This is a genomic window from Pseudomonas sp. MYb541, assembly GCF_037479595.1.
In the GTDB taxonomy this organism is placed as follows: Bacteria; Pseudomonadota; Gammaproteobacteria; order Pseudomonadales; family Pseudomonadaceae; genus Aquipseudomonas; species Aquipseudomonas canadensis.
Window position 1 is genome coordinate 179,341 of the sequence record NZ_JBBGYS010000004.1, and the last position, 25,195, is coordinate 204,535.

24 protein-coding genes are annotated in these 25,195 nt (G+C 60.6%); 10 read left to right on the top strand and 14 right to left on the bottom strand.

All coding sequences use genetic code 11. The annotated features are described in order from the left end of the window. Positions 1-54: 54 nt before the first annotated feature. Positions 55-1,119, top strand: coding sequence for a tRNA epoxyqueuosine(34) reductase QueG (queG, locus tag WH299_RS04200; RefSeq protein ID WP_122730575.1), 1,065 nt, complete (start codon positions 55-57; stop codon positions 1,117-1,119). Here the strand turns inward: queG and WH299_RS04205 are convergent. Continuing rightward, entirely contained in the window at positions 1,116-1,730 is a 615-nt protein-coding gene (locus WH299_RS04205) for a trimeric intracellular cation channel family protein (RefSeq protein ID WP_028615507.1), read from the bottom strand. The genes queG and WH299_RS04205 overlap by 4 nt on opposite strands. A gap of 163 nt (positions 1,731-1,893) precedes the next feature. Beyond that, positions 1,894-2,436: an oligoribonuclease gene (gene orn / locus WH299_RS04210; RefSeq protein WP_010563317.1), complete on the bottom strand. Its 543-nt coding sequence runs from the start codon at positions 2,434-2,436 to the stop codon at positions 1,894-1,896. A gap of 108 nt (positions 2,437-2,544) precedes the next feature. Here orn and rsgA point away from each other — a divergent pair, with 108 nt between their 5' ends. The 4 genes from rsgA to WH299_RS04230 all read left to right on the top strand — a co-directional run bounded on the left by rsgA (position 2,545) and on the right by WH299_RS04230 (position 5,670). After that, positions 2,545-3,576, top strand: a complete 1,032-nt coding sequence (gene rsgA / locus WH299_RS04215; protein WP_339549660.1) for a small ribosomal subunit biogenesis GTPase RsgA — start codon at positions 2,545-2,547, stop codon at positions 3,574-3,576. Positions 3,577-3,815: 239 nt separating this feature from the next. Further along, the gene (locus WH299_RS04220) at positions 3,816-4,223 is read left to right on the top strand and encodes a TIR domain-containing protein (protein ID WP_339549661.1); all 408 of its coding nucleotides are present in this window, start codon (positions 3,816-3,818) and stop codon (positions 4,221-4,223) included. 2 nt (positions 4,224-4,225) lie between these two features. Then, a complete protein-coding gene (locus WH299_RS04225; RefSeq protein ID WP_339549662.1) occupies positions 4,226-5,185 on the top strand; it encodes a caspase family protein in 960 nt (319 codons plus the stop codon). After that, positions 5,185-5,670 (top strand): toll/interleukin-1 receptor domain-containing protein, encoded by a 486-nt coding sequence (locus WH299_RS04230; RefSeq protein ID WP_339549663.1) that lies wholly within the window; start codon positions 5,185-5,187, stop codon positions 5,668-5,670. The genes WH299_RS04225 and WH299_RS04230 overlap by 1 nt, the downstream gene beginning before the upstream one ends. Before the next feature lie 52 nt (positions 5,671-5,722). Here the strand turns inward: WH299_RS04230 and motB are convergent, their stop codons facing one another. Continuing rightward, complete coding sequence (gene motB / locus WH299_RS04235) at positions 5,723-6,742, bottom strand: flagellar motor protein MotB (protein WP_122730571.1); 1,020 nt, start codon at positions 6,740-6,742, stop codon at positions 5,723-5,725. A 3-nt stretch (positions 6,743-6,745) separates the two neighbouring features. Further along, positions 6,746-7,597, bottom strand: a complete 852-nt coding sequence (gene motA, locus WH299_RS04240; RefSeq protein ID WP_236318619.1) for a flagellar motor stator protein MotA — start codon at positions 7,595-7,597, stop codon at positions 6,746-6,748. A 166-nt stretch (positions 7,598-7,763) separates the two neighbouring features. Between motA and WH299_RS04245 the strand changes: the two genes are divergently transcribed. From WH299_RS04245 to asd, 3 genes are read left to right on the top strand one after another with little or no spacing between them, the layout of a single operon-like run. Further along, positions 7,764-9,299, top strand: a complete 1,536-nt coding sequence (locus WH299_RS04245) for an HDOD domain-containing protein (RefSeq protein WP_068932623.1) — start codon at positions 7,764-7,766, stop codon at positions 9,297-9,299. A 57-nt stretch (positions 9,300-9,356) separates the two neighbouring features. After that, positions 9,357-10,172: a rhodanese-like domain-containing protein gene (locus WH299_RS04250; RefSeq protein ID WP_339549664.1), complete on the top strand. Its 816-nt coding sequence runs from the start codon at positions 9,357-9,359 to the stop codon at positions 10,170-10,172. A 15-nt stretch (positions 10,173-10,187) separates the two neighbouring features. After that, positions 10,188-11,048 carry an archaetidylserine decarboxylase gene (gene asd / locus WH299_RS04255; RefSeq protein ID WP_123474060.1) on the top strand — a complete coding sequence of 287 codons (861 nt, stop codon included), beginning with the start codon at positions 10,188-10,190 and terminating at the stop codon, positions 11,046-11,048. Positions 11,049-11,166: 118 nt separating this feature from the next. On the opposite strand, the gene serB is transcribed toward asd, so the two are convergent. Further along, the gene (gene serB, locus WH299_RS04260; RefSeq protein ID WP_028615502.1) at positions 11,167-12,381 is read right to left on the bottom strand and encodes a phosphoserine phosphatase SerB; all 1,215 of its coding nucleotides are present in this window, start codon (positions 12,379-12,381) and stop codon (positions 11,167-11,169) included. Positions 12,382-12,514: 133 nt separating this feature from the next. Between serB and WH299_RS04265 the strand changes: the two genes are divergently transcribed. Next, the gene (locus WH299_RS04265) at positions 12,515-14,017 is read left to right on the top strand and encodes an AhpA/YtjB family protein (protein ID WP_122730565.1); all 1,503 of its coding nucleotides are present in this window, start codon (positions 12,515-12,517) and stop codon (positions 14,015-14,017) included. Between the two features lie 158 nt (positions 14,018-14,175). On the opposite strand, the gene WH299_RS04270 is transcribed toward WH299_RS04265, so the two are convergent. The 8 genes from WH299_RS04270 to WH299_RS04305 all read right to left on the bottom strand — a co-directional run bounded on the left by WH299_RS04270 (position 14,176) and on the right by WH299_RS04305 (position 22,974). Next, positions 14,176-14,886, bottom strand: a complete 711-nt coding sequence (locus WH299_RS04270; RefSeq protein WP_028615500.1) for a PqiC family protein — start codon at positions 14,884-14,886, stop codon at positions 14,176-14,178. A 176-nt stretch (positions 14,887-15,062) separates the two neighbouring features. Next, on the bottom strand, positions 15,063-17,327 hold the full coding sequence (gene parC, locus WH299_RS04275; RefSeq protein WP_028615499.1) for a DNA topoisomerase IV subunit A: 2,265 nt from the start codon (positions 17,325-17,327) through the stop codon (positions 15,063-15,065). Positions 17,328-17,400: 73 nt separating this feature from the next. Beyond that, positions 17,401-18,396, bottom strand: a complete 996-nt coding sequence (locus WH299_RS04280) for an esterase-like activity of phytase family protein (protein ID WP_339549666.1) — start codon at positions 18,394-18,396, stop codon at positions 17,401-17,403. Continuing rightward, a complete protein-coding gene (parE, locus tag WH299_RS04285; protein ID WP_028615497.1) occupies positions 18,396-20,300 on the bottom strand; it encodes a DNA topoisomerase IV subunit B in 1,905 nt (634 codons plus the stop codon). The genes WH299_RS04280 and parE overlap by 1 nt, the downstream gene beginning before the upstream one ends. Before the next feature lie 45 nt (positions 20,301-20,345). After that, positions 20,346-20,954, bottom strand: a complete 609-nt coding sequence (locus WH299_RS04290) for a YqiA/YcfP family alpha/beta fold hydrolase (RefSeq protein ID WP_068932688.1) — start codon at positions 20,952-20,954, stop codon at positions 20,346-20,348. A 49-nt stretch (positions 20,955-21,003) separates the two neighbouring features. After that, on the bottom strand, positions 21,004-21,819 hold the full coding sequence (cpdA, locus tag WH299_RS04295; protein ID WP_339549667.1) for a 3',5'-cyclic-AMP phosphodiesterase: 816 nt from the start codon (positions 21,817-21,819) through the stop codon (positions 21,004-21,006). 97 nt (positions 21,820-21,916) lie between these two features. Next, positions 21,917-22,366, bottom strand: coding sequence for a DUF1249 domain-containing protein (locus tag WH299_RS04300; protein WP_003171323.1), 450 nt, complete (start codon positions 22,364-22,366; stop codon positions 21,917-21,919). After that, positions 22,357-22,974 (bottom strand): NUDIX domain-containing protein, encoded by a 618-nt coding sequence (locus tag WH299_RS04305; RefSeq protein WP_028615494.1) that lies wholly within the window; start codon positions 22,972-22,974, stop codon positions 22,357-22,359. The genes WH299_RS04300 and WH299_RS04305 overlap by 10 nt, the downstream gene beginning before the upstream one ends. A 193-nt stretch (positions 22,975-23,167) precedes the next feature. On the opposite strand from WH299_RS04305, the gene WH299_RS04310 reads away from it, so the two are divergent. After that, positions 23,168-23,905: an RsiV family protein gene (locus WH299_RS04310; protein WP_339549668.1), complete on the top strand. Its 738-nt coding sequence runs from the start codon at positions 23,168-23,170 to the stop codon at positions 23,903-23,905. Here WH299_RS04310 and cytX read toward each other — a convergent pair. Continuing rightward, the gene (cytX, locus tag WH299_RS04315) at positions 23,874-25,163 is read right to left on the bottom strand and encodes a putative hydroxymethylpyrimidine transporter CytX (RefSeq protein WP_339549669.1); all 1,290 of its coding nucleotides are present in this window, start codon (positions 25,161-25,163) and stop codon (positions 23,874-23,876) included. The two genes, WH299_RS04310 and cytX, sit on opposite strands and share 32 nt — an antisense overlap. Between the last annotated feature and the right edge of the window lie 32 nt (positions 25,164-25,195).

Genomic DNA, 25,195 nt, shown 5'->3' on the forward strand with positions numbered 1-25,195 from the left:
AGCTCCGATGTCTGGCAGAATTATACGCATCTAACCTGTGGTTTCCCGTGTCTCATGCCTGCTATTACGTCCGATCTTCCCGCCCTCGCCCAATCGATCAAAGACTGGGGCCGCGAGTTGGGCTTTCAACAAGTCGGCATCAGCGGCCTGGACCTGGCCGAGCATGAGCAGCACCTGCAACGCTGGCTCGACGCGGGCTACCACGGCGAGATGGAATACATGGGCGCCCACGGCAGCAAACGCTCCCACCCCGACGAACTGGTGCCCGGCACCTTGCGCGTGGTGTCGCTGCGCATGGACTACCTGCCGGGCGATACGCAAATGGCCCAATTGCTGGCCAAGCCGGAAAAAGCCTATATCTCCCGTTACGCCTTGGGCCGCGACTACCACAAGCTGATCCGCAAGCGCGTGCAGCAACTGGCCGACCGCATTCAAGCGCAGATCGGCCCTTTCGGCTTCCGCGCCTTTGTCGACAGCGCGCCTGTGCTGGAAAAAGCCATCGCCGAAAAAGCCGGGCTGGGCTGGATCGGTAAAAACACCCTGGTCCTCAATCGCAAGGCCGGCAGCTATTTCTTCCTCAGCGAGCTGTTTGTCGACTTGCCGCTGCCGATCGACGCGCCCCACAGCACCGAACATTGCGGCCGTTGCACTGCTTGCCTGGATATCTGCCCCACCAATGCCTTCGTCGGCCCTTACGTACTGGACGCCCGACGCTGCATTTCCTACCTGACCATCGAGCTGAAGAACGCGATCCCCGAGGAGCTGCGCCCCCTGATCGGCAACCGTGTTTTCGGTTGCGATGACTGTCAGATCGTATGCCCATGGAATCGTTTCGCCCGCCCTACCGCTGAAAGCGATTTCAAGCCACGCCACAATCTGGATAACGCGGAGTTGGCCGAACTGTTTATGTGGGACGAGGATAAATTCCTCAGCAGCACCGAAGGCTCACCGCTGCGTCGCGCCGGCTACGAGCGCTGGTTGCGCAATCTTGCGGTGGGCCTGGGCAATGCGCCGTCGAGCATTCCAGTGTTGGAGGCCTTGAAGGCGCGCCGGGATTACCCGTCGGAATTGGTGCGTGAACATGTGGAATGGGCGCTGAACCAGCACGCTACGCGCTAGTGCACGTCGTCGTTGTAGACGAACTTGGGCATTTCCCAGTGAAAACGGATCGCCAGCAGCCGCAATAGAAAGCCGCTGAACAGGGTCAGCAGGATCGACTGTTCACTGGGCAGCTCCAGATAAAGGCAGAGCATGTAGAACCAGGCGGCGAGGAACGACACGCTGGCGTATAGCTCGCGGCGGAAGATCAGCGGGATGTCGTTGCAGAAGATGTCTCGCAGGATGCCACCGAAAACTCCAGTGATCACACCACTGACCGACGCCACCAGCATGCCGTGGCCCATCTCCAACGCGGTCATGCAACCAATCAGGGTGAACGCCACCAGGCCCACGGCGTCCAGCGCCAGGAACAACGAGCGCAGACGACGCATCAGCGGTGCGATAAAGATCGTCACCAGTGCGGCAATCGAGGTCAGCACCAGGTATTCCGGGTGTTTGACCCAGGTCAGCGGGTAATGCCCGAGCAGCACGTCGCGCACCGAACCACCGCCCAACGCTGTGACGCAGGCGATCAGCACTACACCAAACCAGTCCATGCCGCGCCGCCCGGCCGACAGCGCGCCGGTCATGGCTTCGGCAGTGATGGCGATGAGGTAGAGCATCAGCAGCATGAGGGCGATCCTTGCGATTTTGTAGTGAGCGGGCTTGCCCCGCGCTGGGGTGCGTAGCAGCCCCCAAAAGCCAGCGATGATATCCGTTTGTAGGTGCGTGTTGGCTAAATTAGGGCTGCTTCGCACCCCAGCGCGGGACAAGCCCGCTCACTACAGGGCCAGATCAAGCCTTGATGAAATGCTTGCGGTAATGCTGCAGCTCGGCAATCGACTCGCGGATATCGTCCAGTGCCAGGTGAGTGCTGCCCTTATGGAAGCTGTCTTTGACTTCCGGCGCCCAACGCGCGGCCAGCTCTTTAAGCGTGGACACATCCAGGTTGCGGTAGTGGAAGTAGCTTTCCAGCGCCTTCATATGCGTATAAAGGAAACGACGGTCCTGGCAGATGCTGTTGCCGCAGATCGGCGACTTGCCCTTGGGCACCCACTTTTCCAGGAAGGCGATGGTTTCGGCTTCGGCTTCGGCCATGCTGACGCGGCTGTCGCGTACGCGCTGGGTCAGGCCGGAGTTGCCGTGGGTGCGGGTGTTCCACTCATCCATGGTGGCGAGCACGGCGTCGCTGTGGTGGATGGCGATCACCGGACCTTCGGCCAAGGTGTTGAGGTTGCTGTCGGTGACAATCGTCGCCATCTCGATGATGACATCGGTGTCGGGGTTCAGACCGGTCATTTCCAGATCGATCCAAATCAGGTTCTGTGGGTTTTGCATGGCTTGATTCTCTTGGCACCTTGGCGTAGCTGCGCAGTTTAGCAGGCGGGGGCGTGCTAGACTCGCCACCGTTTTACCCAACTTTTGCATTATCGACACGGAACACCAATGGCCAAACGCCAGCTCAATCGTCGCCAAAACTGGCGCATCGAAAAGATTCAAGGTGAACGCGCCGCTCGCGCCGCCAAACGTGAATCCTCCGCCGTAGAAGCGCTTGAAGGCGGCGACCTGGGCCCCGAGCAAACGGGCCTGGTGATCGCGCACTTTGGTGTGCAGGTCGAAGTCGAGGCGCTGGAAGGCGAACTCGCGGGCTCGGTCTCCCGTTGCCACCTGCGCGCCAACCTGCCGGCGCTGGTCACCGGCGACAAAGTGGTCTGGCGCGCCGGCAACCAAGGCATCGGCGTGATCGTTGCCCAGTTGCCACGCACCACCGAACTGCGCCGCCCGGACAGCCGTGGCCAGCTCAAGCCGGTGGCGGCCAACGTCGACATGATCGTGATCGTGTTCGCGCCGCTGCCGGAGCCGCATGCCAACCTGATCGACCGCTATCTGGTCGCAGCCGAGCACGCTGGCATTCGCCCACTGTTGCTGTTGAACAAATTTGACTTGATCGACGAGCAAAACGCCCCCGCGCTGAATGCCCTGCTCGCGGTATACCGCACGCTCGGTTACCCGGTGCTGGAAGTTTCGGCGCATCACGGCAATGGCATGGAACAGCTGCAACAGCAGTTGGACGGGCGCATCAGCGTGTTTGTCGGCCAGTCGGGCGTGGGCAAATCCTCGCTGGTCAACAGCCTGCTGCCGGAAGTCGACACCCGCGTAGGCCCGCTGTCGGAACTGTCCGGCCAGGGCACCCACACCACCACCACCGCGCGGTTGTTCCACTTCCCCGGCGGCGGTGAGTTGATCGACTCCCCAGGCATCCGCGAATTCGGCCTCGGCCACGTCAGCCGCAGCGATGTGGAAGCGGGCTTTATCGAGTTCAACGACCTGATCGGCACTTGCCGCTTCCGCGACTGCAAACACGACCGCGAGCCGGGCTGTGCGTTGCTCAAGGCGCTAGAGGATGGCCGTCTGCAGCAGCAGCGGATGAATAGCTATCGGTCGATTATTGCGAGTTTGCCTGAAACAGCTTATTAAACACTCCCGTAATAGCCCTGGCCCTTGGGCCGGGGAGCTCTGAAGAGCTATTCGTCCTACATTGCGAATACCTTACCTAACAAAGAATGCTCTGTAGGACATATAGCCCGGTAGGCGAGGGAACATTCTCTTTATTTCTGCCACAGTTTTCTTCCGCATTTATTCCCTTACATTTCGAACTCTTGGCGCCTTCAACCGATACCGCCAGTGTTCCGCACGAAATGACACAAGGGAATCCCATGCAAACTTATCATCTGTTTATCAGCCACTCGTGGAGTTACTCAGACGCTCACGACAAGCTGGTGAACTTGCTGACGGCTCACCCAACCTTCAACTTTAAAAACTTTTCAGTCCCCCCACAAAACCCGATCATCGGTGCACAAACGGACCAAGAACTGGAGGCCGCTATTGAAAACAAGATTCGCCCCTGCTCGGCGGTACTGATTATGGCGGGCATGTACTCCACTTACAGCAAGTGGATCAATAAGGAAATTGAAATTGCCCAGCGCATGGGCAAAATTATTATTGCGATCAAGCCGTTTGGGGCTGAACGCATTTCCTCAGTTGTTCGTGAAGCCGCCACAGCAGAATGTGCTTGGAACACTAACAGCATTGTCAACGCTATTCGCCAGAACACGGAAGCCTGACCATGCGCAAGGCACTCTTCATCGGCATCAACAACTACCAGCATGTTTCACCGTTATCAGGATGCAATAACGACGCTATGGCCATGGCCTCGCTATTGGAGCGCCACGCGAACGGCAGGCCAAACTTCAATAATAAGATCATGACCTCTGCAGAAAACCGCCTCACACTCAGCACTATGAAGCAGCATATCCAAAGCCTGTTTTCCGGCGATTGCGACGTTGCCCTTCTTTACTTCGCCGGGCATGGCCAGTTCGATACAGACATCGACGAGGGATTATTGATTCCTCAAGACTATGAACCCGGTGGCGAAGGGATTCGCATCAGCGATATTTTGAACTGGGCAACTAACGCCACAGGGATAAAAAACAAAATCATCATTCTCGACTGCTGCCAGGCAGGCGCCGCCGGAGCCATGCGTGGCCTGCGCGCAGGCACAAGCGTACTTGGCGAGGGCGTGACCATTCTCACAGCCTGCAAGCAACACCAGTCAGCGTTGGAGACCGGCGGCCACGGTGTCTTCACGGGCCTGTTATTGCAGGCTTTGCACGGTGGAGCAGCAAACGTTCTAGGCAAAGTCACACCAGGCAGCGTGTATTCGTTCGTAGATAACGCACTCGGTGCCTGGGAACAGCGTCCCGTATTCAAAACCAATGTCTCGCAGTTTGTCCCGTTACGCGAGGTCGCCCCCCTTATAGCGGAGGAGACGCTACGTAAATTCAAGGACTGGTTCCCAGAGGCCAGCCACGTGTTCCCCCTTGATCCCAGTTACGAGCCCACCGCCAGCGAGTTCGACCCTGACAACGGGGAAATTTTTTCCCAACTGCAAAAGTGCAATCGCCACAGCCTGATAGAACCCGTTGACGCCGAGCATATGTATTACGCCGCCATCAATTCAACCGGCTGCCGCCTCACAGCGTTGGGCACCTACTACCGCGAACTTGCCATCAAAGGACACCTCTGATGCCAGTATTCATCAGCTACCGGCATACCGATCGCCTCCAAGCCATGGCTATCAACGCACGGTTATCACAGGCGAACATCAAAACCTATATTGATGTACTGGATGCAGAGTCACAGACCACGGACGATATTACGGGTGTCATCACACGACGCATCACCGAGTGCACTCATCTTCTGGCGGTGGTTTCCGAACAAACCGCGCGATCTTGGTGGGTGCCGTTTGAAATTGGCGAGGCGACGATCAGCAATCGACGCATCTGTTCTTTCAAAACAGGCTCCAGCGAGCTACCTCTATACCTAGATAAATGGCCAAAGCTAACCAGTGACAACGATATTAGTTTTTTCATTGATGCCTACCGCGAAGAGGTAACCACTAAGCGTTCGGCGGTTCTGGACTCTGCCAACGAATCCATGCGCAGCGTCTACAAGCAGAACGCCGAACTCTTCCACAGCCAACTCAAAAACCGGGTTCGTCGCGGATACTAATAACCCACATACAACAAGGCCGCGATCATCGCGGCCTTGTCGTATGTGAAGCTTACGAACCCGTACCAGGCACCGTAGGATCCTTCACCCCACCATCATCAAACAAATTCAGCTTCTGGCGCAGCTCATGCGCCGGCAGCGGCTCTTGCCCTGGCGGAATGGCGTTCGGGTCGACCGGTACTTCGCCAGGCGCGCCTGAACCTTGGGTGGGTTGCGGCGCTGGCGGCTGATCACCCTCAATCGCACGCTGGGCCTTTTTGGTCAGCACTACGATGTCGATCCGGCGGTTGACCGGGTTGAACGGGTCTTGATGATCAAACAACTGCGATGAAGCGAAGCCCACCACCCGTGCCACTTGCGGGTCCGGATAGCTGCCGGCTACCAGCGCGCGGCGAGCGGCATTGGCGCGGTTGGCCGAGAGCTCCCAGTTGCCGAAGTCGCCCTGGCCCGCGTACGGCTTGGCGTCGGTGTGGCCGCTGATGCTGATCTTGTTCGGCACTGCCTTGATGGTGTCGGCCATGGCCAGCAGGATGTCTTCAAAGTACGGCTTCAAGCGCGCGCTGCCGGAGTCGAACATCGGCCGGTTGGCCGCGTCGGTGATCTGGATACGCAAACCTTCAGGCGTGATCTCGAAGGAAATCTGGTCCTTGAATTTCAGCAGTTGCGGGTTTTCCTCAACCTTGGTCTGCAGTTCTTGCAGCAACAGTTCAAGACGTTCCTGCTCGACCTGTTCGGCCATGGATTCAACGGTATCGCGCTCGATCGGGATTTTTTCCTGGGGCGATTCGGTCTGGACTTCCGGGTTGATGGTGCGCTCAGGCGCCAACTGCGGCGAACCGCCCAGGTCGATCACGAAGGGCGTGCCGCTTTCCGAGAAACCAATTGGGTCTTTGAAGTAACCCGCGATGGCGATCTTCTGTTCCGGCGTAGCGGTGGACATCAGCCACAGCACCAGGAAGAACGCCATCATCGCCGTCGCAAAGTCGGCGAAGGCGATTTTCCAGGCGCCGCCATGGTGCCCCGCAGCGAAGCGCTTGACGCGCTTGATGATTATCGGCTGGTTGTTTTCCATGGCTTAGCGACCGCGAACCGCTTGTTCCAGCTCGGTGAAGCTTGGGCGATGTTTCGGGTACAGCACCTTGCGGCCGAATTCCACCGCCAGCGACGGCGGCATGCCGGAGGCTGAGGCGACCAAGCTGGCCTTGATCGATTCGTACAGGTTGATTTCTTCCTTGGCGTCATGGGCCAGGGAGGTGGCCAGCGGGCCGAAGAAGCCGTAGGCCGCGAGAATACCGAAGAAGGTACCGACCAGTGCCGCACCGACGTGCATACCGATGGCAGCCTGGTCGCCCTCACCCAGGGACGCCATGGTCACCACGATACCGAGTACCGCCGCGACGATACCGAAACCCGGCATACCGTCAGCGATGCCAGTCACAGCGTGGGAGGGATGCTCCAGCTCTTCTTTAAGGCTGAACAACTCCATGTCGAACAGGCCTTCCAGCTCATGGGGGGCCATGTTGCCGGAGGACATGATGCGCAGGTAGTCACAGATGTAGGCGGTCATGCGCTCATCTTTGAGCACGGCCGGGTATTTGGCGAAAATCGGGCTGGCGGCTGCGTCTTCGATGTCGGCCTCGATGGCCATCATGCCTTCGCGGCGGCTCTTGTTGAGGATCTCGTAGACCAGGCCCAGAACCTCCAGATAGAAGGTGTGGGTGAAGCGCGAACCGAACATGCCCAGGGACTTCTTGACCACGTGCATGGTCATGTAGCCGGGGTTGGCCTGCAAGAATGCGCCGAACGCCGCACCACCGATAATCAGCACTTCGAAGGGCTGGATCAACGCAGCAATTTTACCGTGGGACAGGACGTAGCCACCGAGCACGCTTGCGATGACGACGATGATGCCGATAATTTTAGCCATAGGGGATGAGTACTTGCGCCGTCGGGTTCATGGACATATTGGGTGTAGCAGAAAACTCTTGTTCTACTTATCGGCAAAACTGCGCCAGACTATAGCCCGTTAAGGCGAAAAGCCAGTTCGGCCCGCTCCGGGCGTGTAGACCGCAAGTGATGATCGCGCCCCTATCATGGCTAATGAAACGACAGTCCCAACTGCAAAACCGACCTCTCTCGCCGCTTGGGTCAAGCGCCTGGACGATGTGCTGCTGCCTGTGCCCCAGGCCAGCCACGACCGTGTGTGCAAAGGCATCCGCGACAGCCGCAGTTCATTGCGAGATATTGCCGAGCTGATGCAAAGCAGCCCGGCGCTCGTGCTCAGCGTGATGCGCGAGGCCAACAGCCACACCCATGGCAGCCTGGCGGAACCGGCGGAAAACCTCGAAGTGGCACTTAATCGCCTGGGCCTCAAGCGCGCCGAAGAACTGCTGGCGCGCCTGCCCTCGGTGCCGGCCAACGAGATTCCTGTGGCATTGCGCCAATTGTTGCTGGTGAGCCAGCACGCTTCGCAGCAAGCCAACGGTTTGTTCGGCAGCCGCCTGGCGCGACTGTGGCAGGACATTCACTGGGGCAGCCTGCTGTTTCTGTCGCCGCTGTGGCCGATGGCGGTCGCCTACCCCAAACTCCTCGAAGAATGGGAACTGCGGGTGATCCACAAAGGCCAATCGGCGCGCGAGGTCGAGCAAGCGTTGTTCGGCGTGCGCCTGCTGGACCTGTGCGTCGCCCTGACCGAAGCCTGGCACTTACCGATCTGGGTATCCCAGGGCTACAAGCTGCTGATGAGCGAGAAACGCTTGCTGGTCAAGGCGCTGCACATCGCCCGCGAAGACGACCCATTGCGCCACCAGCAATTGCTCGACGCCGAACCCAATCTGCGCCGCTGGTTGAACCAGCCAGCCAACACCGTGCTGCTGGCCAACGGCCTGGCGATGTCGGCCCAGGAGTCCTGGACCTGCCCGCACACCGAACGCTGGCAATTGCTCACTGCGCTGTACCTGCAACAGCCTTTGGGCGAGGTGCAGCAACTGGTCCACCAACAGGCTGTCACCAGCGCCCGCACCGCCTTGATGCCCGACCTCTGGCACCCGGCGCTGTCGCTGATCTGGCCGTGGCATGTACAAAAGATTCATCGCGGCCTGCTCCCAGCGCCGCCGCCCACTGCCGAGGCTCTGGCCGTGTGGCGCAAGCGCTGCACCGAGCTGCTGGTAGAGCCGAGCCGCTTTGCCAACGCCATGCACTTGACCACCTGCGCCAAGGAGGCCCTGGTGGCCAGTGGTATGCAGCGGGTCATGTTGTTGATGGCTGACCGCGCCATGAGCACCTTGCGTGTGCACCAGGCCGATGGCCTGCCGAAGGATGCGGCCAATTTGAGCCTGGATGTGGTCAACAGTACGTTGCTGCAGCGCTTGCTGGAAAAGTCCGCCCAAGTACGCCTCAACCCTGAAAACCACGCGCAGTTTTCGGCTTTGCTGCCGCCGATCCTGCGCCGCCTGTTCACCGGCGAACATCTGTTGCTGCGCTCCTTGAGCTGCAATGGCAAGGTGGTGATGCTGATGGTGGCCGACCAGGGCGGCGGGCCGTTCTCGGAAACCACCGTGCAGGCCTTCGGCAAAACGGCCCAATGCATCGAGAAAGCCCTGCACTGCTTTACCAACCGCAGCGCCTGATGCTTGCGCTACAATCGCCGTCTTTTATCGCCAACATTTGTGCCCAGGAGACCTCACATGCCTGACTTCTCTGGCTTGCCGCTGGTGATCGAATCCAGCGACCTGCTTGGTCGCCTCGAGGCCGAACACCTGATACTGGTGGACCTCACCAGTGCCGCCCGCTACGCCGAAGGGCATATCCCCGGCGCGCATTTCGTTGACCCCAAGCGCACCCAACTGGGCCAGCCGCCGGCACCCGGCTTGCTGCCCAACAAGGCTGATCTTGAGAAACTGTTCGGCGAACTGGGCCATACACCGGACGCCACCTACGTGGTCTACGACGACGAAGGCGGTGGCTGGGCCGGACGATTCATCTGGATGCTCGACGTGATCGGCCACCAGAAGTACCACTACCTGGACGGCGGCCTGCTGGCCTGGCTGGAAGAAAAGCACCCGGTCTCGACCGACGTGCCCGCCCCCGCCGGCGGCCCGGTCAGCCTCACGCTGCACGACGGTCCCACCGCCACCCGCGAATACCTGCAAAGCCGCTTGGGCGCTGCCGACCTGGGCATCTGGGACGCACGCGGCCCGCTGGAGTACTCCGGCGAAAAGGTCCTCGCAGCCAAAGGCGGACACATCCCCGGCGCCGTGAACTTCGAATGGACCGCCGGCATGGACAAGGCGCGCAACCTGCGTATCCGCCGCGACATGCCGCAGATCCTCGAAGACCTGGGGCTGACCCGCGACAAAGAAATCATCACCCACTGCCAGACTCACCACCGCTCTGGCTTCACCTACCTGGTGGCCAAGGCGCTCGGTTATCCGCGAGTCAAAGGTTATGCCGGTTCCTGGGGCGAATGGGGCAACCACCCCGACACCCCCGTCGAGATTTAAGGTTTAAGGACAGTTATGAAAAAGCAGTTGTTTATCCTCAGCCAGTACTTGCTGCCGCACCACTTGCTGTCGCGCCTGGCCGGTTGCATCGCCGAATGCCGTGTGCGCTGGTTCAAGAATGCGTTCACCACGTGGTTCGCCAAGCGTTATCAAGTGGACATGTCCCAGGCCCTGGTTGAAGACGTGACCGCCTACGAGCACTTCAACGCCTTCTTCACCCGCGCCCTGAAAGACGGCGCGCGCCCACTGGATCAAACCCCAGGCGCGGTGTTGAGCCCTGCCGATGGTGCGGTCAGCCAACTGGGCCCGATCGAGCATGGCCGGGTGTTCCAGGCCAAGGGCCACAGCTTCAGCGTGCTGGAGTTGCTAGGTGGTGATTCGGCCGTAGCAGCGCCGTTCATGGGCGGTGATTTCGCCACCATCTACCTGTCGCCGAAGGACTACCACCGGGTGCACATGCCGCTGGCCGGCACGCTGCGTGAGATGGTCTACATCCCGGGTCGCATCTTCTCGGTGAACCAGACTACCGCTGAAAACGTACCTGAACTGTTCGCGCGCAACGAGCGCGTTGCCTGCATTTTCGACACCGAACGCGGCCCGATGGCCGTGGTATTGGTGGGCGCGATGATCGTCGCGTCGATTGAAACCGTATGGGCCGGCCTGGTGACACCGCCGAAGCGCGAGCTGAAAACCTTCCGCTACGACGAGGCTGCACGTGCGCCGATTCATCTGGAAAAAGGTGCGGAGTTGGGTCGCTTCAAGCTGGGTTCGACCGCAATCGTACTGTTCGGGCCGGATCAGGTGAAGTGGGCTGAAGAGCTGGTGGCCGGTACTCCGGTGCAGATGGGCCAGGGCATGGCACTGCCAAAAGCCTAACGCAGAACCCAATGTGGGAGCTGGCTTGCCTGCGATGACAATGGTGAATCCAACACCGCTATCGCAGGCAAGCCAGCTCCCACATTTTTGATCCCATTCCTCCAGCGGGATCGGAGGGTTACAGCTGACCGTCGCGATCGCGGAAGCCCAGCAGATACAACACCCCATCCAACCCCAAGGTCGAAATCGCCTGCTTCGCCGACTGCTTCACCAACGGCTTGGCGCGGAACGCCACACCTAACCCGGCAATCGCCAGCATCGGCAAGTCATTCGCCCCGTCGCCGACCGCAATGGTCTGTTCCAGACGCAAGCCTTCCTTGTGCGCCAGTTCCTTCAGCAAATCCGCCTTGCGCTGTGCGTCGACAATCGGCTCGACCGCCACGCCGGTCACCTTGCCATCCACCACTTCCAGCTCGTTGGCGAACACGTAGTCGATGCCCAGCTTGGCCTGCAATTGCTTGGCGAAGTAGGTGAAGCCACCCGACAGGATCGCGGTCTTGTAACCCAGCCGCTTGAGTTCGGCGAACAGGGTCTCGGCGCCTTCGGTCAGGCGCAGGGAGGCGCCGATGGAGTCCAGCACGCTCACGTCCAGGCCTTTGAGCAGCGCGAGGCGCTCCTTGAAGCTGGCGCGGAAATCCAGCTCACCGGCCATGGCGCGCTCGGTGATTTCGGAAACCTGCTCGCCCACACCGGCGGCTTTGGCCAACTCGTCGATGACTTCAGCCTCGATCAGCGTGGAGTCCATGTCGAACACCGCCAGACGGCGGTTGCGGCGGAACAGCGAGTCCTCCTGGAACGCGATATCGACATTCAGCTCCTGGGCCACGCTGAGGAACTCGGCGCGCAGGGCTTGCGGGTCGGCCGGTTCACCGCGCACGGAGAACTCGATGCAGCCCTTGCCTTTGTCGGCCGGGGTGTCCAACGGCATACGACCCGACAGACGGTCAATATGGTCGATATTCAAGCCGTATTGCGCAGTAATGGAGCTGACGCGCTGCAACTGTTCGGCGGTGACCTTGCGGGTGAGCAGCGTCACGATGTGGCGTTTCTTGCCCTGGCCGGCGACCCATTGCTGGTAGTCCTCTTCGGAGACCGGGGTGAAACGCACCTGCTGATCAAGCTTGTACGCCGTAAACAGGATGTCCTTGAGCACCGAAGACGCCTGTTCAGTGCTCGGGATCTCGACCAGGATGCCGAAGGACAAGGTGTCGTGGATCACCGCCTGACCGATGTCGAGAATGTTCACACCACCCTGGGCCAGAACACCGGTAATGGCTGCGGTCAGACCTGGGCGGTCTTCCCCCGTGATGTTTATCAGGACAATTTCGCGCAAGGCGCACCCCCAGGCTGGAAAAAAACCGCATTCTACCCACTTTCAGTGACCATCGGGCACAGCCAGCGCTTTGCCGGTCCTAGGGCTGTCGCTATACTGCGCGTCAACTTCACGGACCAAGAGCCGAGCGCAAGTGAACCGGCCCACGCCAGTAAAAACCGATAATTTCTTCCTGCTGATCTTCCGGGCACTGCGCCACCGCCGTGTACCGATCGCATTACGCATCGCCAGCCATAACGTGATCCTGGTCGCCCTGGCCCTGGTGATCTACGCCTGCGTGATGGGTTTGCAGTTCAAACAGGCCATGCATGAGCAAGCCGACGCCCTGGGCGAGAGCTTGACCACCCAGACCGCCACCTCGGCGACTGAGTTGTTGGTGTCCAATGACATCCTCAGCCTCAACGTGCTGCTCAACAACCTGACCAAGAACCCGCTGGTGGCCCACGCCGCCATCTACAGCGTGGACAACCGGATCATGGCCGAAGCCGGGCAACGCCCGAAAAACGGCCTGCTGGGTGAAGCCGAAGGTCTCTACCAGAGCAATATTACGTTTCAGGATGTGAAGGCCGGCCAACTGCGCATCAGCCTGGACATGCAGCAATTCCAGCAGCCGATGACCATCAGCCTGCAAAGCATGGGCATCTTGAGCGCGATCCTGCTGGCATTGGCGTTGGCGTTGAGTCTGCGCCTGGGTCGACACATCTCCACGCCACTGATGCAGTTGCGCATCTGGCTGCGCGATATCGACGAACACACCCCGGCCACTGAACGCCAGGATGAGATCGGCGACCTCGCCCGCCAGTTGCACGCCAGTTTCGCCCCGGAACCGGTGGTGCGCGAAGTAGAGCCAGAGCCTGAGTTCGACGAAACAGACTACGACGACGAGCCTGAGTTTGAAGTGCAAGACGCGCCGGTAGCGGGCCTGAAGCCTGCCACCCGCCAGGCGTTCAAAGCCGAAGAAGACGAGCTGGACGACGAAGACCCCTTCGCCGACCTGCGCGACACCTCAGCCAGCGAACCGGCCGTCGCACCGAAGCCAGTCCCGGTGAAGAATACCGAACCCCAGTTCAGCGCCGTATTGGCTGTGCAACTGGGCGCTCAGGACCAACTGCGTCGCCTGCCCCGCGCACGCCTGACCGAGCTGCTGGAGCGCTACCGCGACTGCCTTGACCAGGCCGCTTCGCTGTACCAGAGCGAGCTGCACACCCTGAACGACGGCAGCACGCTGATGCTGTTCCACAGTGAAGACAGCGGCGAAGACTACCTGACCAACGCCATCTGCTGCGGCGAGTTGCTTCGCGCCCTGGGCCATGCCCTGCAGATCGAAGTGGCCGACAGTGGCATCACGCTGCAACTGCAGTTGGGCCTGACGGTGAGCGATGACCTGTTTGGCATGAGCCAGATCGACCTGCTGCTCACCGAAAGCGCCCAGGACGCCCTGGCGCTGTCGCAGCACAGCCGCAACCTGTTGCTGGTGGAACGTAAGATCAGTGAAGACACACTGATCCGCCAGCGCGCACGGATCCGCCCGATTGCCAGCCCAGAGGGTGCAAGCTGTGTGGAGCGGTTGATGGAGCCGTATCCCTCGATGCTGGAGCGGCAGTTGGCGCGGATGCACGAGACCCGCAAGCCCTGATCTTATGTAGGAGCCGGCTTGCCGGCGATGGCAATCTCACCATCACCACCGGCCTCGACGACCTCATCGCCGGTAAGCCGGCTCCTACAGGGATCGGGTTTACAGCCAACAAAAAGGCCCGCTGAATCAGCGGGCCTTTTTTGTATCTGCGATTCAGATCAGAACCTGAACACTTCCATATCCGTGCGAATCGGCGTCGCCATTGGCATCTTCGGCTTCTGCGGTTCTGCCGGCTTAGCCTGCGCCGGGGCGCTCTGCTTGCGCGGCGCTTCGGCAATCGGCGGTTGGTTGGCCAATGGCTTGAGGGCCACCGACAACTGCTGTGCCAGATGTTGCAACAACACGCCCTGGGCCTGGACCTGGGACGCGGTGGTGCCGGTGTGCTGCTCCTGCAGGTGCACGATGCGGTTATCGCGTACCTGGCCACGACGATCGATCAAGCGCCATTGCGCATCGAGAATCGCCGGCTGCGACGTACCGGAGTCAAGACGGGTGATCGTCAGCAACACCTGCACGTCCGGAGTAAACCCGGTCGGCGCGGGCGCCAGCACCACACGCTGGCTGTCCAACTGACCTGCGACCTGGCGCAACATCAATTGGTTGATGTCGGACGACAAACTGCCCGCCCAACGACCATCGGTGGAACCTTGCAGGCTGCCGTCGTTCTGACGTTGCAGCAGTGTTTCGCGTTGCAGGTAGTCGGCGACGACCACCGGGCCCAGCAAGACGGCCATGCCGGCGGTCTGTGCAGGTTGAGCCGGACTTCCGCTGTCCAGCTGGTACAGCGACACCGGTTGATGTGTGCTGCAACCCGCCAGCCCCAAAAGGCCAGCGAGCACAAAAAATAAAGGAAGGCGTGGAGCAGTCATCATCCCATCCAGGTGGCTGCCACAAGGCGAACCACAATGTAATACTAAAAATAACCTAAACACGCTCGGCCACGCCGGCGCTGGAAAGGCCATATCATCCGTGAATATGCGCCATGACTCCAGCGCCAAAGCGTCGATCTACGCGTTAAATCGTAGATCGAGGGCTCTAATACGCGTTAAACCGGCGTTTCCACCAGCAAAGCATCCACGCGCTGGAAGCCACGAGGCAATTTGTTACCACGCCGACCGCGCTCACCCTTGTAATGCTCAAGGTCGTCAGGACGCAACGACAGGGTACGTTTACCGGCCTGAAGCACCAACGTCGCGCCTTCCGGGATCACTGCGATGTCGGTCACATACTCTTCGCGACTGGCCACTCGCTCGCCGGGGATGCCAATGATCTTGTTGCCCTTGCCTTTGCCCAACTGCGGCAGGTCGCTGATCTTGAATACCAGCAAACGCCCCTCGGTAGTCACCGACGCCAGCCAGTTGCTCTCTCGGTCGTCCACCGGCCGCGGCAGGATCACCTTGGCGTTGTTCGGCAAGCTCAGCAAAGCCTTGCCCGCCTTGTTCTTGGCCTGCAGGTCTTCACCTTTCACCACAAACCCGTAGCCCGCGTCGGAGGCGATCACGTACAGCGCATCGTCGTCCGGCAGCAGCACGCACTCGAAATTCGCCCCTGGTGGCGGCGTCAGGCGCCCGGTCAATGGCTCACCCTGCCCCCGTGCAGACGGCAAGGTGTGGGCCGGTACCGAATAACTGCGCCCGGTGGAATCGATAAACACCGCAAACTGGTTGGAACGCCCGGCGGCAGCGGTCTTGAACCCGTCACCCGCCTTGTACGACAAGCCAGTGGCATCAATATCATGCCCTTTGGCGGAGCGAACCCAACCCTTTTCCGACAGAACGACGGTAATTTTCTCGTTTGGCAGCAACTCGGTTTCTGTCAGCGCTTTCGCTTCTGCGCGCTGCACGATCGGCGAACGACGGTCATCGCCATAGGTTTCGGCGTCTTTGATCAATTCGCTGCGCACCAGCTTCTTCAGCTTGGCTTCGCTGCCCAGCAGCGCTTGCAGCTTGGCTTGCTCCTTGAGCAGCGCGTCCTGTTCGTCGCGCAGCTTCATTTCTTCCAGTCGCGCCAACTGACGCAAGCGGGTGTCGAGGATGTAGTCAGCCTGAATCTCGCTCAGCTCGAAACGCGCAATCAACTCGGCTTTCGGGTGCTCGGCGGTACGGATGATGTGGATCACTTCATCCAGGTTGAGGTAGGCAATCAGCAAGCCGTCCAACAGGTGCAGGCGACGCTCGACCTTATCCAGGCGAAATTGCAGGCGGCGACGCACGGTGTTGACCCGGAACTCCAGCCACTCCACCAGCAGGTTGCGCAGGTTTTTCAGCTGCGGCTTGCCGTCCAGGCCGATGATGTTGACGTTGACCCGGTAGCTGGACTCCAGGTCCGTGCTGGCAAACAGATGCTGCATCAGCACTTCGTGGTCGACCCGACTATTGGTCGGGATGATCACGATGCGGCAAGGGTTTTCGTGGTCGGATTCGTCACGCAGGTCGGCAACCTGCGGCAATTTCGATGGTTTGGCCTGCATCAGCGCGGCGATCTGCTCCAGCACCTTGGCACCGGACACCTGGTGCGGCAACGCGGTGACGATAATGTCGCCATCTTCGATGTGGTAAACGGCGCGCATACGCACCGAGCCCTTGCCGGTTTCGTACATCTTCAGCAGGTCGGCGCGCGGCGTGATGATTTCCGCTTCGGTCGGGTAATCCGGCCCCTGGATGTGCTCGCAGAGCTGTTCTACCGTGGCTTTGGGCTCATCGAGCAAGCGCACGCAGGCGGTGGCGACTTCACGCAGGTTATGCGGCGGCACGTCAGTGGCCATACCCACAGCAATACCGGTGGTGCCATTGAGCAGGATGTTCGGCAAACGTGCCGGCAACACCAGTGGTTCGTCGAGGGTGCCGTCGAAATTAGGCCCCCAGTCGGCGGTGCCCTGGCCCAATTCGCTCAGCAGGACTTCCGAATAACGCGACAGACGCGCTTCGGTGTATCGCATCGCAGCGAACGATTTGGGATCGTCCGGCGCACCCCAGTTGCCCTGCCCGTCTACCAGCGTGTAGCGATAGCTGAACGGCTGCGCCATCAGCACCATCGCTTCGTAGCAGGCGGAATCGCCGTGGGGGTGGAACTTACCGAGCACGTCACCGACGGTACGCGCCGACTTCTTGTGCTTGGAATCAGCGTCCAGGCCCAACTCACTCATGGCGTAGATGATGCGCCGTTGTACGGGCTTGAGGCCGTCGCCGATATGCGGCAAGGCACGGTCCATGATCACGTACATGGAGTAGTTGAGGTAGGCATTTTCGGTGAAGTCAGCCAGCGACCGGCGTTCTACGCCATCTAAGCTGTCTGCGAGGATGTCACTCATGCGGGCCTCATCATGGTCGGGTAAGGTGCTGCGGAACTGCCGCTGCACCGGGTCAATTCAAAAAAACAGGGGCTCATGGGCGAGCGCTCCAGCCACCGACAGGGGCGGCGAAACGATAGACCACGGGGCGCTTTTCACCATCGGCACGCGGGCCGAAATTGTTGTCGATGCCCAGCCAGGCACCGTCGGCGTCCACCACCAGGGCTTCTGCCAGGCCATAGGGCTGAGAATAACGCCGCTCGGGCGTCAGGGTCTCGTCGGCAAACGACCAGCACAGTTCGACCTTGGCCGTGACCGCATCACGCCGGCAAATCTGGAACGCATTGCGCTCCAGGGTAAACAGCTTGCCGTTGAACAGCGCCAGGTCGGCGAAGTCCTTGGACACCGCCTTGGGGTTCGGGAACTGGGCCGGTTGCACTTCCTGGCCGGCTTCGCTCAACAATACGCAGGGGCCATCACAATCCCACAGGCTTTGCGGACGCTTGATCGAAATTAGCCCTCGTCGTTCGCGCTCGGCTGCCAGCCAAATCTGATTGCCTTCGGGATTGATCGCGAGACCTTCAAACAAGGCGTTGAAGTGCAGCAACATGCCGCTGGCCCGCGCTTCACGCACCATGCTCGGCGCGATCTTCAACCACTCAGGCGCGCCCGTCACCGGCACTTGCAGCACCGCCGCATGGGCTTCACTGACTACGTAGCGGTTGCCGGCGGCATCGCAGGTGATGCCTTCAAAGTCCAAATCGCCACCGCGAATGAACGATGCGGCCTTGGTGCGCGAACGCAAACCCCACGGCAGCCCGGATTCCGGCACCGGTGGCACGTCGATCTTTACCGCCTCGGCCTGCCAGGTTGGCGCACTGACATCCAGGCGGTAGATCTGGTCGTCATCGCGGTCGGAAACCGTCCACAACTCCTTGCCACACGAGGCCAGGCCCGACAGGTTGCCGCCGCGCATGCCGTCCACCGGGTGTTCGGACACCAGCTTTAGCTCAGCCACGGGCGCGGCAACTACCGTGGTAGCCACCAACCCGCTCAACATCAGGATCGCCAGGGCGAAACCTGTGCGCATCAGCCCAGAACCTCGGCCAGGTTGCCTTTGGACTCCAGCCAGGACTTACGGTCCGGTGCGCGTTTCTTCGCCAGCAGCATGTCCATCATTTCCGACGTGGCGGCGTAGTCTTCCAGGGTCAACTGCACCAGGCGCCGGGTATTCGGGTCCATGGTGGTTTCGCGCAGCTGCGGCGGGTTCATTTCACCCAGGCCCTTGAATCGCGTGACCTGTGGCTTGCCGCGTTTCTTCTCGGCGACCAGGCGATCGAGGATGCCATCGCGCTCGGCTTCGTCCAGGGCGTAGTAAATCTCCTTGCCCAGGTCGATCCGATACAACGGCGGCATAGCAACGTAGACGTGACCGGCATCCACCAACGGGCGGAAGTGCTGAACGAACAACGCGCACAGCAGCGTGGCGATGTGCAGGCCGTCGGAGTCGGCGTCGGCGAGGATGCAGATCTTGCCGTAGCGCAGTTGGCTCATGTCCGCTGCGCCGGGATCAACGCCAATGGCCACGGCGATGTTGTGCACCTCCTGGCTGGCCAGGACTTCGCTGCCATCGACTTCCCAGGTGTTGAGGATCTTGCCGCGCAACGGCAGGATCGCCTGGAACTCCTTATCCCGCGCTTGCTTGGCGGAACCGCCGGCGGAGTCACCTTCCACCAGGAACAGCTCGGAGCGCATCGGGTCTTGCCCGGCGCAATCGGCCAGCTTGCCGGGCAATGCCGGGCCCTGGGTGATGCGCTTGCGCTCGACCTTCTTGCTGGCCTTCAGACGACGACCGGCGTTGTTGATCGCCAACTCCGCCAGGGCCAGGCCCAATTCAGGATGCTCGTTGAGCCACAGGCTGAAGGCATCCTTGACCACGCCGGAGACAAATGCCGCCGCCTCGCGGGACGACAGGCGCTCTTTGGTCTGGCCGGAGAACTGCGGCTCCTGCATTTTCATCGACAGCACGAACGCGATGCGCTCCCACACGTCTTCCGGCGCCAGCTTCACGCCGCGCGGCAGCAGGCTGCGGTATTCGCAGAATTCGCGCATGGCATCCAGCAAGCCCTGGCGCAAACCGTTGACGTGGGTGCCGCCCTGGGCCGTCGGGATCAGGTTGACGTAGCTTTCCTGCACGCTGTCGCCACCTTCCGGCAACCACAGCAGCGCCCAGTCCACCGCTTCTTTATTACCGGCCAAACTGCCGCAGAACGGCTCGTTGGGCAGGCGCTCGAAGTCGCTGACGGAGTCTTCCAGGTACGAACGCAGGCCGTCTTCATAGTGCCACTCGACCTTCTCACCGGTGCCTTTGTCTTCGAAGGTCACCAGCAGGCCTGGGCACAGTACAGCCTTGGCCTTGAGCACGTGCTTGAGGCGGCTGATGGAGAATTTCGGCGAATCGAAGTATTTCGGATCCGGCGCGAAGTACACGCTGGTGCCGGTGTTGCGCTTGCCAACGGTGCCGATCACTTCAAGGTCGGTGGCTTTGTAGCCATCGGCGAAGGTCATCTGGTACTCGTTGCCGTCGCGCTTGACCTTGACCCGCACCAGCGTGGACAAGGCGTTGACCACCGAAATACCCACACCATGCAGGCCGCCGGAGAACTGGTAGTTCTTGTTGGAGAACTTGCCGCCCGCATGGAGCTTGGTGAGGATCAGCTCGACGCCCGACACCCCCTCTTCCGGGTGGATGTCCACCGGCATGCCGCGACCATCGTCGGACACTTCCAGGGAGTGGTCAGCGTGGAGAATGACATGCACCGACTTGGCGTGGCCGGCCAGGGCTTCGTCGACGCTGTTGTCGATGACTTCCTGGGCAAGATGGTTCGGCCGACTGGTGTCGGTGTACATGCCGGGGCGTTTGCGCACCGGGTCGAGGCCCGAGAGGACTTCGATGGCGTCGGCGTTATAAGAGCTAGCGCTGGGAGTGGCCATGGGGTCTCGTCGTGAGTCGTTCGATTAAAAAGTGACCTGCGATTCTTACAATGAAGAAAAATCGAAGGATTGATACTGATCTGCGCCAATGCCGGCAAAGCTCAACATGGCCGGTAATTGCTGGGCGAACCCCTGGTAACCATGGTCGCCGCCGGCCTGGATGCGCAAGGCACAGGCTCGGTAGTACTGCTGGGCGAGGCGATAATCCAGGGTTTCATCCCCGGTCTGCAACCACACCTGATACCGCGCCGCATCCTGGGGAGCCGGTACTTCCAGCTCGGCCAGCGCCGTAACGTGGTCGTGGGTCAGTTCCCAGGTTTCATCGGTGTAGAGGTTCTTCTGGGTGCCCAGGTAACCGTCGAACATCCGGTGAGGGCTGACCGCCGGGTTCACCAGCAGCGCCTTGAGGCCATGGCGCTCGGCAAGATGGGTTGCATAGTAGCCGCCGAGTGAGCTGCCGACCAGCAGTGGCCGCCCCAGCTCGGCGATCGCTGCTTCCAATTGCGGAATCGCCTGACGGGGATGGTGATGCAGGGCCGGTACGCGCAACTGGTCGGCCAGGCCGATGGCGCCCATCACGGTCATCAACTGAGTGGCCTTGTTGGACGTAGGCGCGCTGTTGAAACCGTGGATATACAGGATCGAAGCGGACATGCCGGGCTCTCCGTGCTTGCGCCAAAAAGGCGCAGTTTACAGGTAAATCTCAGTAGCCGTTGCTACCGTAATCCACTGTAAACACGAAGCCGACCAAGCGTTCTACGCCCGTCTCCAACCGCCCGTCGGCATGCAGCCGCAGCCAGCGGTAGCCCGGCGCCTGCTCGCTGACCTTGAAATCCTCGCTGCCCGGTGCGAACTGGATGCAGGTGGACGGCGATGCGAGCAGGCGTACGCCGTTGCGTTCGCGGTCGATCTCCTGGTGCACATGCCCCCAAAGCACCGCCCGCACCTGCGGAAAACGGTCCAGCACGGCAAACAACGCCTCAGGATTGCGTAAGCCAATGGGCTCCATCCAGGCGCAACCGATGGACACCGGATGATGGTGAAAACACACCAGATGATGACGGTTCGGCGCTTCGCTCAGGGCCTGGGCGAGCCGTTGCAGTTGCTGATCTTGCAGATAGCCCGGCACCGAACCGGGTACGGCGGAGTCCAGCAGGGTGACGCGCCAGTTGCCGATATCGACCACCGGCTCCAATAAATCGCTGTGCACGGCGGCGTGGGCCATGATTTGCGGTTCGTCATGATTACCGGGAATCCAGCGCGCCGGGGCGTCGATCTGCCGGGTCATGTCACGAAATTGCTGGTACGACGCCAATGTGCCGTCCTGGGACAGGTCCCCCGTGGCCAGCACCAAATCGATGTGCGGCTGCTGCGCGCGCACCAATTCGATGACGCCTTGCAGGCTTTCACGGGTGTTCATGCCCAGCAGCGTGCCGTCGGCCTCGGCAAACAAATGGCTATCAGACAGCTGCACCAGCAATGCGGGCGCATCGGGACTCACAGTGGATACGCTCGGCAAGGCGCTCTCCCAAGGCAATCACAGGAATGTACGTTTGGCGTGATTATGCTGGGGCAGGACACAAGAGGAAACCATAGGAAGCAGATGCAGTTCACATCTACCGCACAACTTCGAACTCATGGCCCAGGGCCAAGCAATGGCTCAACCACTCACCGAGGAACACATTGAGCTGTGCTTTCTCATCGGGCTGGTGCATGAACACGTTGGGGTAAGGATAGATGCTGCGAAAGCGTCGTGCATGTTCGGCGCTGATCACTTCAGCCATGCGCGCGTCGTGGTACACCTGCACTTCCAGTTGCGGCACCGGCAGCCACGGCAGGCTGTGTTCCTGGCGCACACGCAGGGTGGTGGTGTACGGGCAATTGACGATGACTTCCAGCGCCAGCACGCCAAGCATCTGGTCGCCGTGGGTCACGCCGATACGCCGTGCCTCGGGGGCATGGCGCATGTCGGGGAGCAGGCGCATCAGCCGCGCATAGTTGGCCTCGCAGGCCGCTTGCAACCCGATCAGGTCGACTCGATAACGTTCCCGTGCCTTTACTGCCATAACCCCCTCACTTCCGCGCGATTAAGCGCAAGCCATTGCAGGGCGATAATGCTGGCTGCGTTGGAAATTTTGCCGTCACGCACCGCTTGCAGGGCATCTTCGAAAGCCCAGACAGTGACGCGGATATCTTCAGCTTCCTCTTCCAATCCATGGACGCCACCGGCGCCCGAGCTGTCGCAACGGCCCAGGTACAAGTGGACAAATTCGGTACTGCCGCCGGGCGACGGGAAATACTTGGTGATCGGCCACAGCGCGGAGAATGTCAGCCCAGCTTCCTCCTCGGCTTCGCGGTGTGCAACCTCCTCCGGCTCTTCATCCTTGTCGATCAGGCCGGCCACCATCTCCACCAGCCACGGGTTGTCGGTTCGGCCCATGGCACCTACGCGGAACTGCTCGATCAGCACCACTTCGTCGCGCTGCGGGTCGTAAGGCAATACACACACGGCATCATGACGAACGAAGACTTCGCGGTTGATCACCCGGCTCATGCCGCCATCGAATTTCTCGTGGCGCAGTTGCACGCGATCAAGCTTGTAGAAGCCCTGGTAGGCATTGTCGCGCTGAACAATCTCGATGGTGCTCGGCGTCGATTTTGCGATGTCCGTCATATCCCTTCCTCATTGAGCCTGCGCAATTGGCGCCATCCTAACGCGCTCATGCCTCTGGATGCAGCCCCTTTCCAGTTGCCGGGATAGACGGCGGGCGTCAAACACACTCTAATCAGCTTAGTGGCGAACTGACTGCCGTGCTGGCAGTCGAAGCTCCACAAATTTCGCTCTTCTCGATAGACGAAGGACTTACATGTCGCTTTTAAAAATCGCCTCCGTGGCCTGCATCGCCTTGACCCTCGGCGCTTGCCAGAGCCTGTTCCAACCGAGCTTCAAGACCCCGCTGGAAGCCACCCGCGACGCCACCGAGCAGAGCAAGCCGGGCTGCGCCAGTACTGATTGCCCGCTGGTGAATATCGACACCGTGCACTTTGCCAAGGAGCCCAAGCTGGATGCCTTGATCGAACAGCGCCTGCTGGAAATGACCCAGGCCGACCCGCTGCCGAGCAGCCTCGCGACGTACAGCGAGCAGTTCCTGCGCACCGCCGCCCCACGCAATAGCATGTACTTGCAGGCCAAGGTACGGGAGCAGCATGACGGTCTGGTGATCATCGAGTTGTCCAGTTACCTGGACCAGGGCGCGACTCACGGCGAGCCAGGCCGTGCATTCATCAACTATTCGCGCCAGCAGCAAAAGGCCCTGACCCTGACCGACATGCTGCTGCCCGGCAAGGAAGACGCGTTCTGGAAAGCTGCCCAGGTGGCCCACAACAGCTGGCTGATCAGCACCCGTCTGAGCCTGGAGCCAAAGTTCGTGAAACAGTACCCTTTCCAGAAAACCCCGAATGTGGCGCTGACCTATGGTGGCGTGATCCTCAAGTACCCCACCACCACCATTGCGCCGTATGCCTTGGGCCACGTCGAGTTGCAGATTCCCTACTCGCGCCTGGAAGGCATTCTCAAGCCTGAACTGGTGCCCGCGCGCCGCTGAAGGCCCGGCCCAGGATGAGTTGCAACAGCCCTGCCAGCACCAAAGCCGGCAGGGTCGCGCCGACGTCCGGATACAGATTGGCCAGCAGGTGGTAAGTCGCGATACCGCCCAGCCAGGCGACCAATGCCGGCCAGCGCAGACTGGCTACTGCACCCGTGCTACGACGGTACAGAATGAAGTGATCCACCAGCACCACGCCAAACAGCGGCGCGAATACCGAGCCGATCAGCAGCAGGAAGTTCTGGTACTGAGCCAATGGCGCAAAGCAGGCAATGAGCGTGCAGATCACACCGATAGCCAGTGCCAGGTGCTCGACCTTCAAACGCAACAATATTCCGCTGGAAACCGCCGCCGAGTGAATGTCGGCGAAGGCGTTTTCCGATTCATCCAACAGGATCAATAGCAGCGGAATCCCCAGGCCAGCCCCGGCCAACGCCAGCAACAGCGCGTTGACTTCACCGCTCGGCGCAAACGCCAGGGTGTAGGCCACACCCAGGCCCATCAGCCAGAAATTTCCGATAAAGAACCCAAGCGCCGTGCCGCCGAACACACTTTTGGCGCGCTTGCCGAAACGTGAGTAATCCGCGATCAGCGGCAGCCACGACAGCGGCATGGCGATGGCAATATCAAAACCCACCGCAAACGGCATCGAACCGTCACCCGCCTTGGCCCAAAGTGCAGCGAGGTCGGCCTTGGCGAACAGGTTCCAGGTGAGCCACAGGCAGGCGGCGAGCAGCAGCCAGATGCCCCATTTGCGCAGGATCTGACGCACAAAGGTCAGCGGGCCACTGACCGCCAATAGCGTCGCCAGACCGCCGAAGAACAGGGTCCACAACAATGGGCTGGCGAACAGGCTGCCGTCACTGAAGGCCCGCGCGCCTAGCAAGCTGGCCGCGTCGCGCATCACGATGATTTCGAAGGAACCCCAGCCTATCAGCTGCAGCAGGTTGAGCAGCGCCGGCAGACTCGCACCTTTGGCGCCGAGGCTGAGCTTGAGGGCTGCCATGGCGGACAGGCCGGTGTCGCTGCCGATCACGCCGACGGCGGCCAATAACAGGACGCCCACCAGGGTGCCGAGGAAAATCGCCAGCAACGAACCGGACAGGCCCAGGCCCGGCGCGAGCAATGCGCCGGTTTGCAGGACCATCAGGCCGATGCCGAGGGAGAACCACAGGGAGAACAGGTCGCGGGCACCGAAGACTCTTTTGTCGCTCGGCACTGCGATGTCAGGAGAGTAAGTGCTGGGTTGAATGCTCAAGGGTGTTATCTCTGAGGGACACTTTGTTGTTT

What these genes read in the sequence shown, in the direction of transcription:
- queG (WP_122730575.1), top strand. Translation starts at nt 55, where the DNA reads ATGCCTGCTATTACGTCCGATCTTCCCGCCCTCGCCCAATCGATCAAA.
- WH299_RS04205 (WP_028615507.1), bottom strand. Translation starts at nt 1,730, where the DNA reads ATGCTGCTGATGCTCTACCTCATCGCCATCACTGCCGAAGCCATGACC.
- orn (WP_010563317.1), bottom strand. Translation starts at nt 2,436, where the DNA reads ATGCAAAACCCACAGAACCTGATTTGGATCGATCTGGAAATGACCGGT.
- rsgA (WP_339549660.1), top strand. Translation starts at nt 2,545, where the DNA reads ATGGCCAAACGCCAGCTCAATCGTCGCCAAAACTGGCGCATCGAAAAG.
- WH299_RS04220 (WP_339549661.1), top strand. Translation starts at nt 3,816, where the DNA reads ATGCAAACTTATCATCTGTTTATCAGCCACTCGTGGAGTTACTCAGAC.
- WH299_RS04225 (WP_339549662.1), top strand. Translation starts at nt 4,226, where the DNA reads ATGCGCAAGGCACTCTTCATCGGCATCAACAACTACCAGCATGTTTCA.
- WH299_RS04230 (WP_339549663.1), top strand. Translation starts at nt 5,185, where the DNA reads ATGCCAGTATTCATCAGCTACCGGCATACCGATCGCCTCCAAGCCATG.
- motB (WP_122730571.1), bottom strand. Translation starts at nt 6,742, where the DNA reads ATGGAAAACAACCAGCCGATAATCATCAAGCGCGTCAAGCGCTTCGCT.
- motA (WP_236318619.1), bottom strand. Translation starts at nt 7,597, where the DNA reads ATGGCTAAAATTATCGGCATCATCGTCGTCATCGCAAGCGTGCTCGGT.
- WH299_RS04245 (WP_068932623.1), top strand. Translation starts at nt 7,764, where the DNA reads ATGGCTAATGAAACGACAGTCCCAACTGCAAAACCGACCTCTCTCGCC.
- WH299_RS04250 (WP_339549664.1), top strand. Translation starts at nt 9,357, where the DNA reads ATGCCTGACTTCTCTGGCTTGCCGCTGGTGATCGAATCCAGCGACCTG.
- asd (WP_123474060.1), top strand. Translation starts at nt 10,188, where the DNA reads ATGAAAAAGCAGTTGTTTATCCTCAGCCAGTACTTGCTGCCGCACCAC.
- WH299_RS04270 (WP_028615500.1), bottom strand. Translation starts at nt 14,886, where the DNA reads ATGACTGCTCCACGCCTTCCTTTATTTTTTGTGCTCGCTGGCCTTTTG.
- parC (WP_028615499.1), bottom strand. Translation starts at nt 17,327, where the DNA reads ATGAGTGACATCCTCGCAGACAGCTTAGATGGCGTAGAACGCCGGTCG.
- WH299_RS04280 (WP_339549666.1), bottom strand. Translation starts at nt 18,396, where the DNA reads ATGCGCACAGGTTTCGCCCTGGCGATCCTGATGTTGAGCGGGTTGGTG.
- parE (WP_028615497.1), bottom strand. Translation starts at nt 20,300, where the DNA reads ATGGCCACTCCCAGCGCTAGCTCTTATAACGCCGACGCCATCGAAGTC.
- WH299_RS04290 (WP_068932688.1), bottom strand. Translation starts at nt 20,954, where the DNA reads ATGTCCGCTTCGATCCTGTATATCCACGGTTTCAACAGCGCGCCTACG.
- WH299_RS04300 (WP_003171323.1), bottom strand. Translation starts at nt 22,366, where the DNA reads ATGGCAGTAAAGGCACGGGAACGTTATCGAGTCGACCTGATCGGGTTG.
- WH299_RS04305 (WP_028615494.1), bottom strand. Translation starts at nt 22,974, where the DNA reads ATGACGGACATCGCAAAATCGACGCCGAGCACCATCGAGATTGTTCAG.
- WH299_RS04310 (WP_339549668.1), top strand. Translation starts at nt 23,168, where the DNA reads ATGTCGCTTTTAAAAATCGCCTCCGTGGCCTGCATCGCCTTGACCCTC.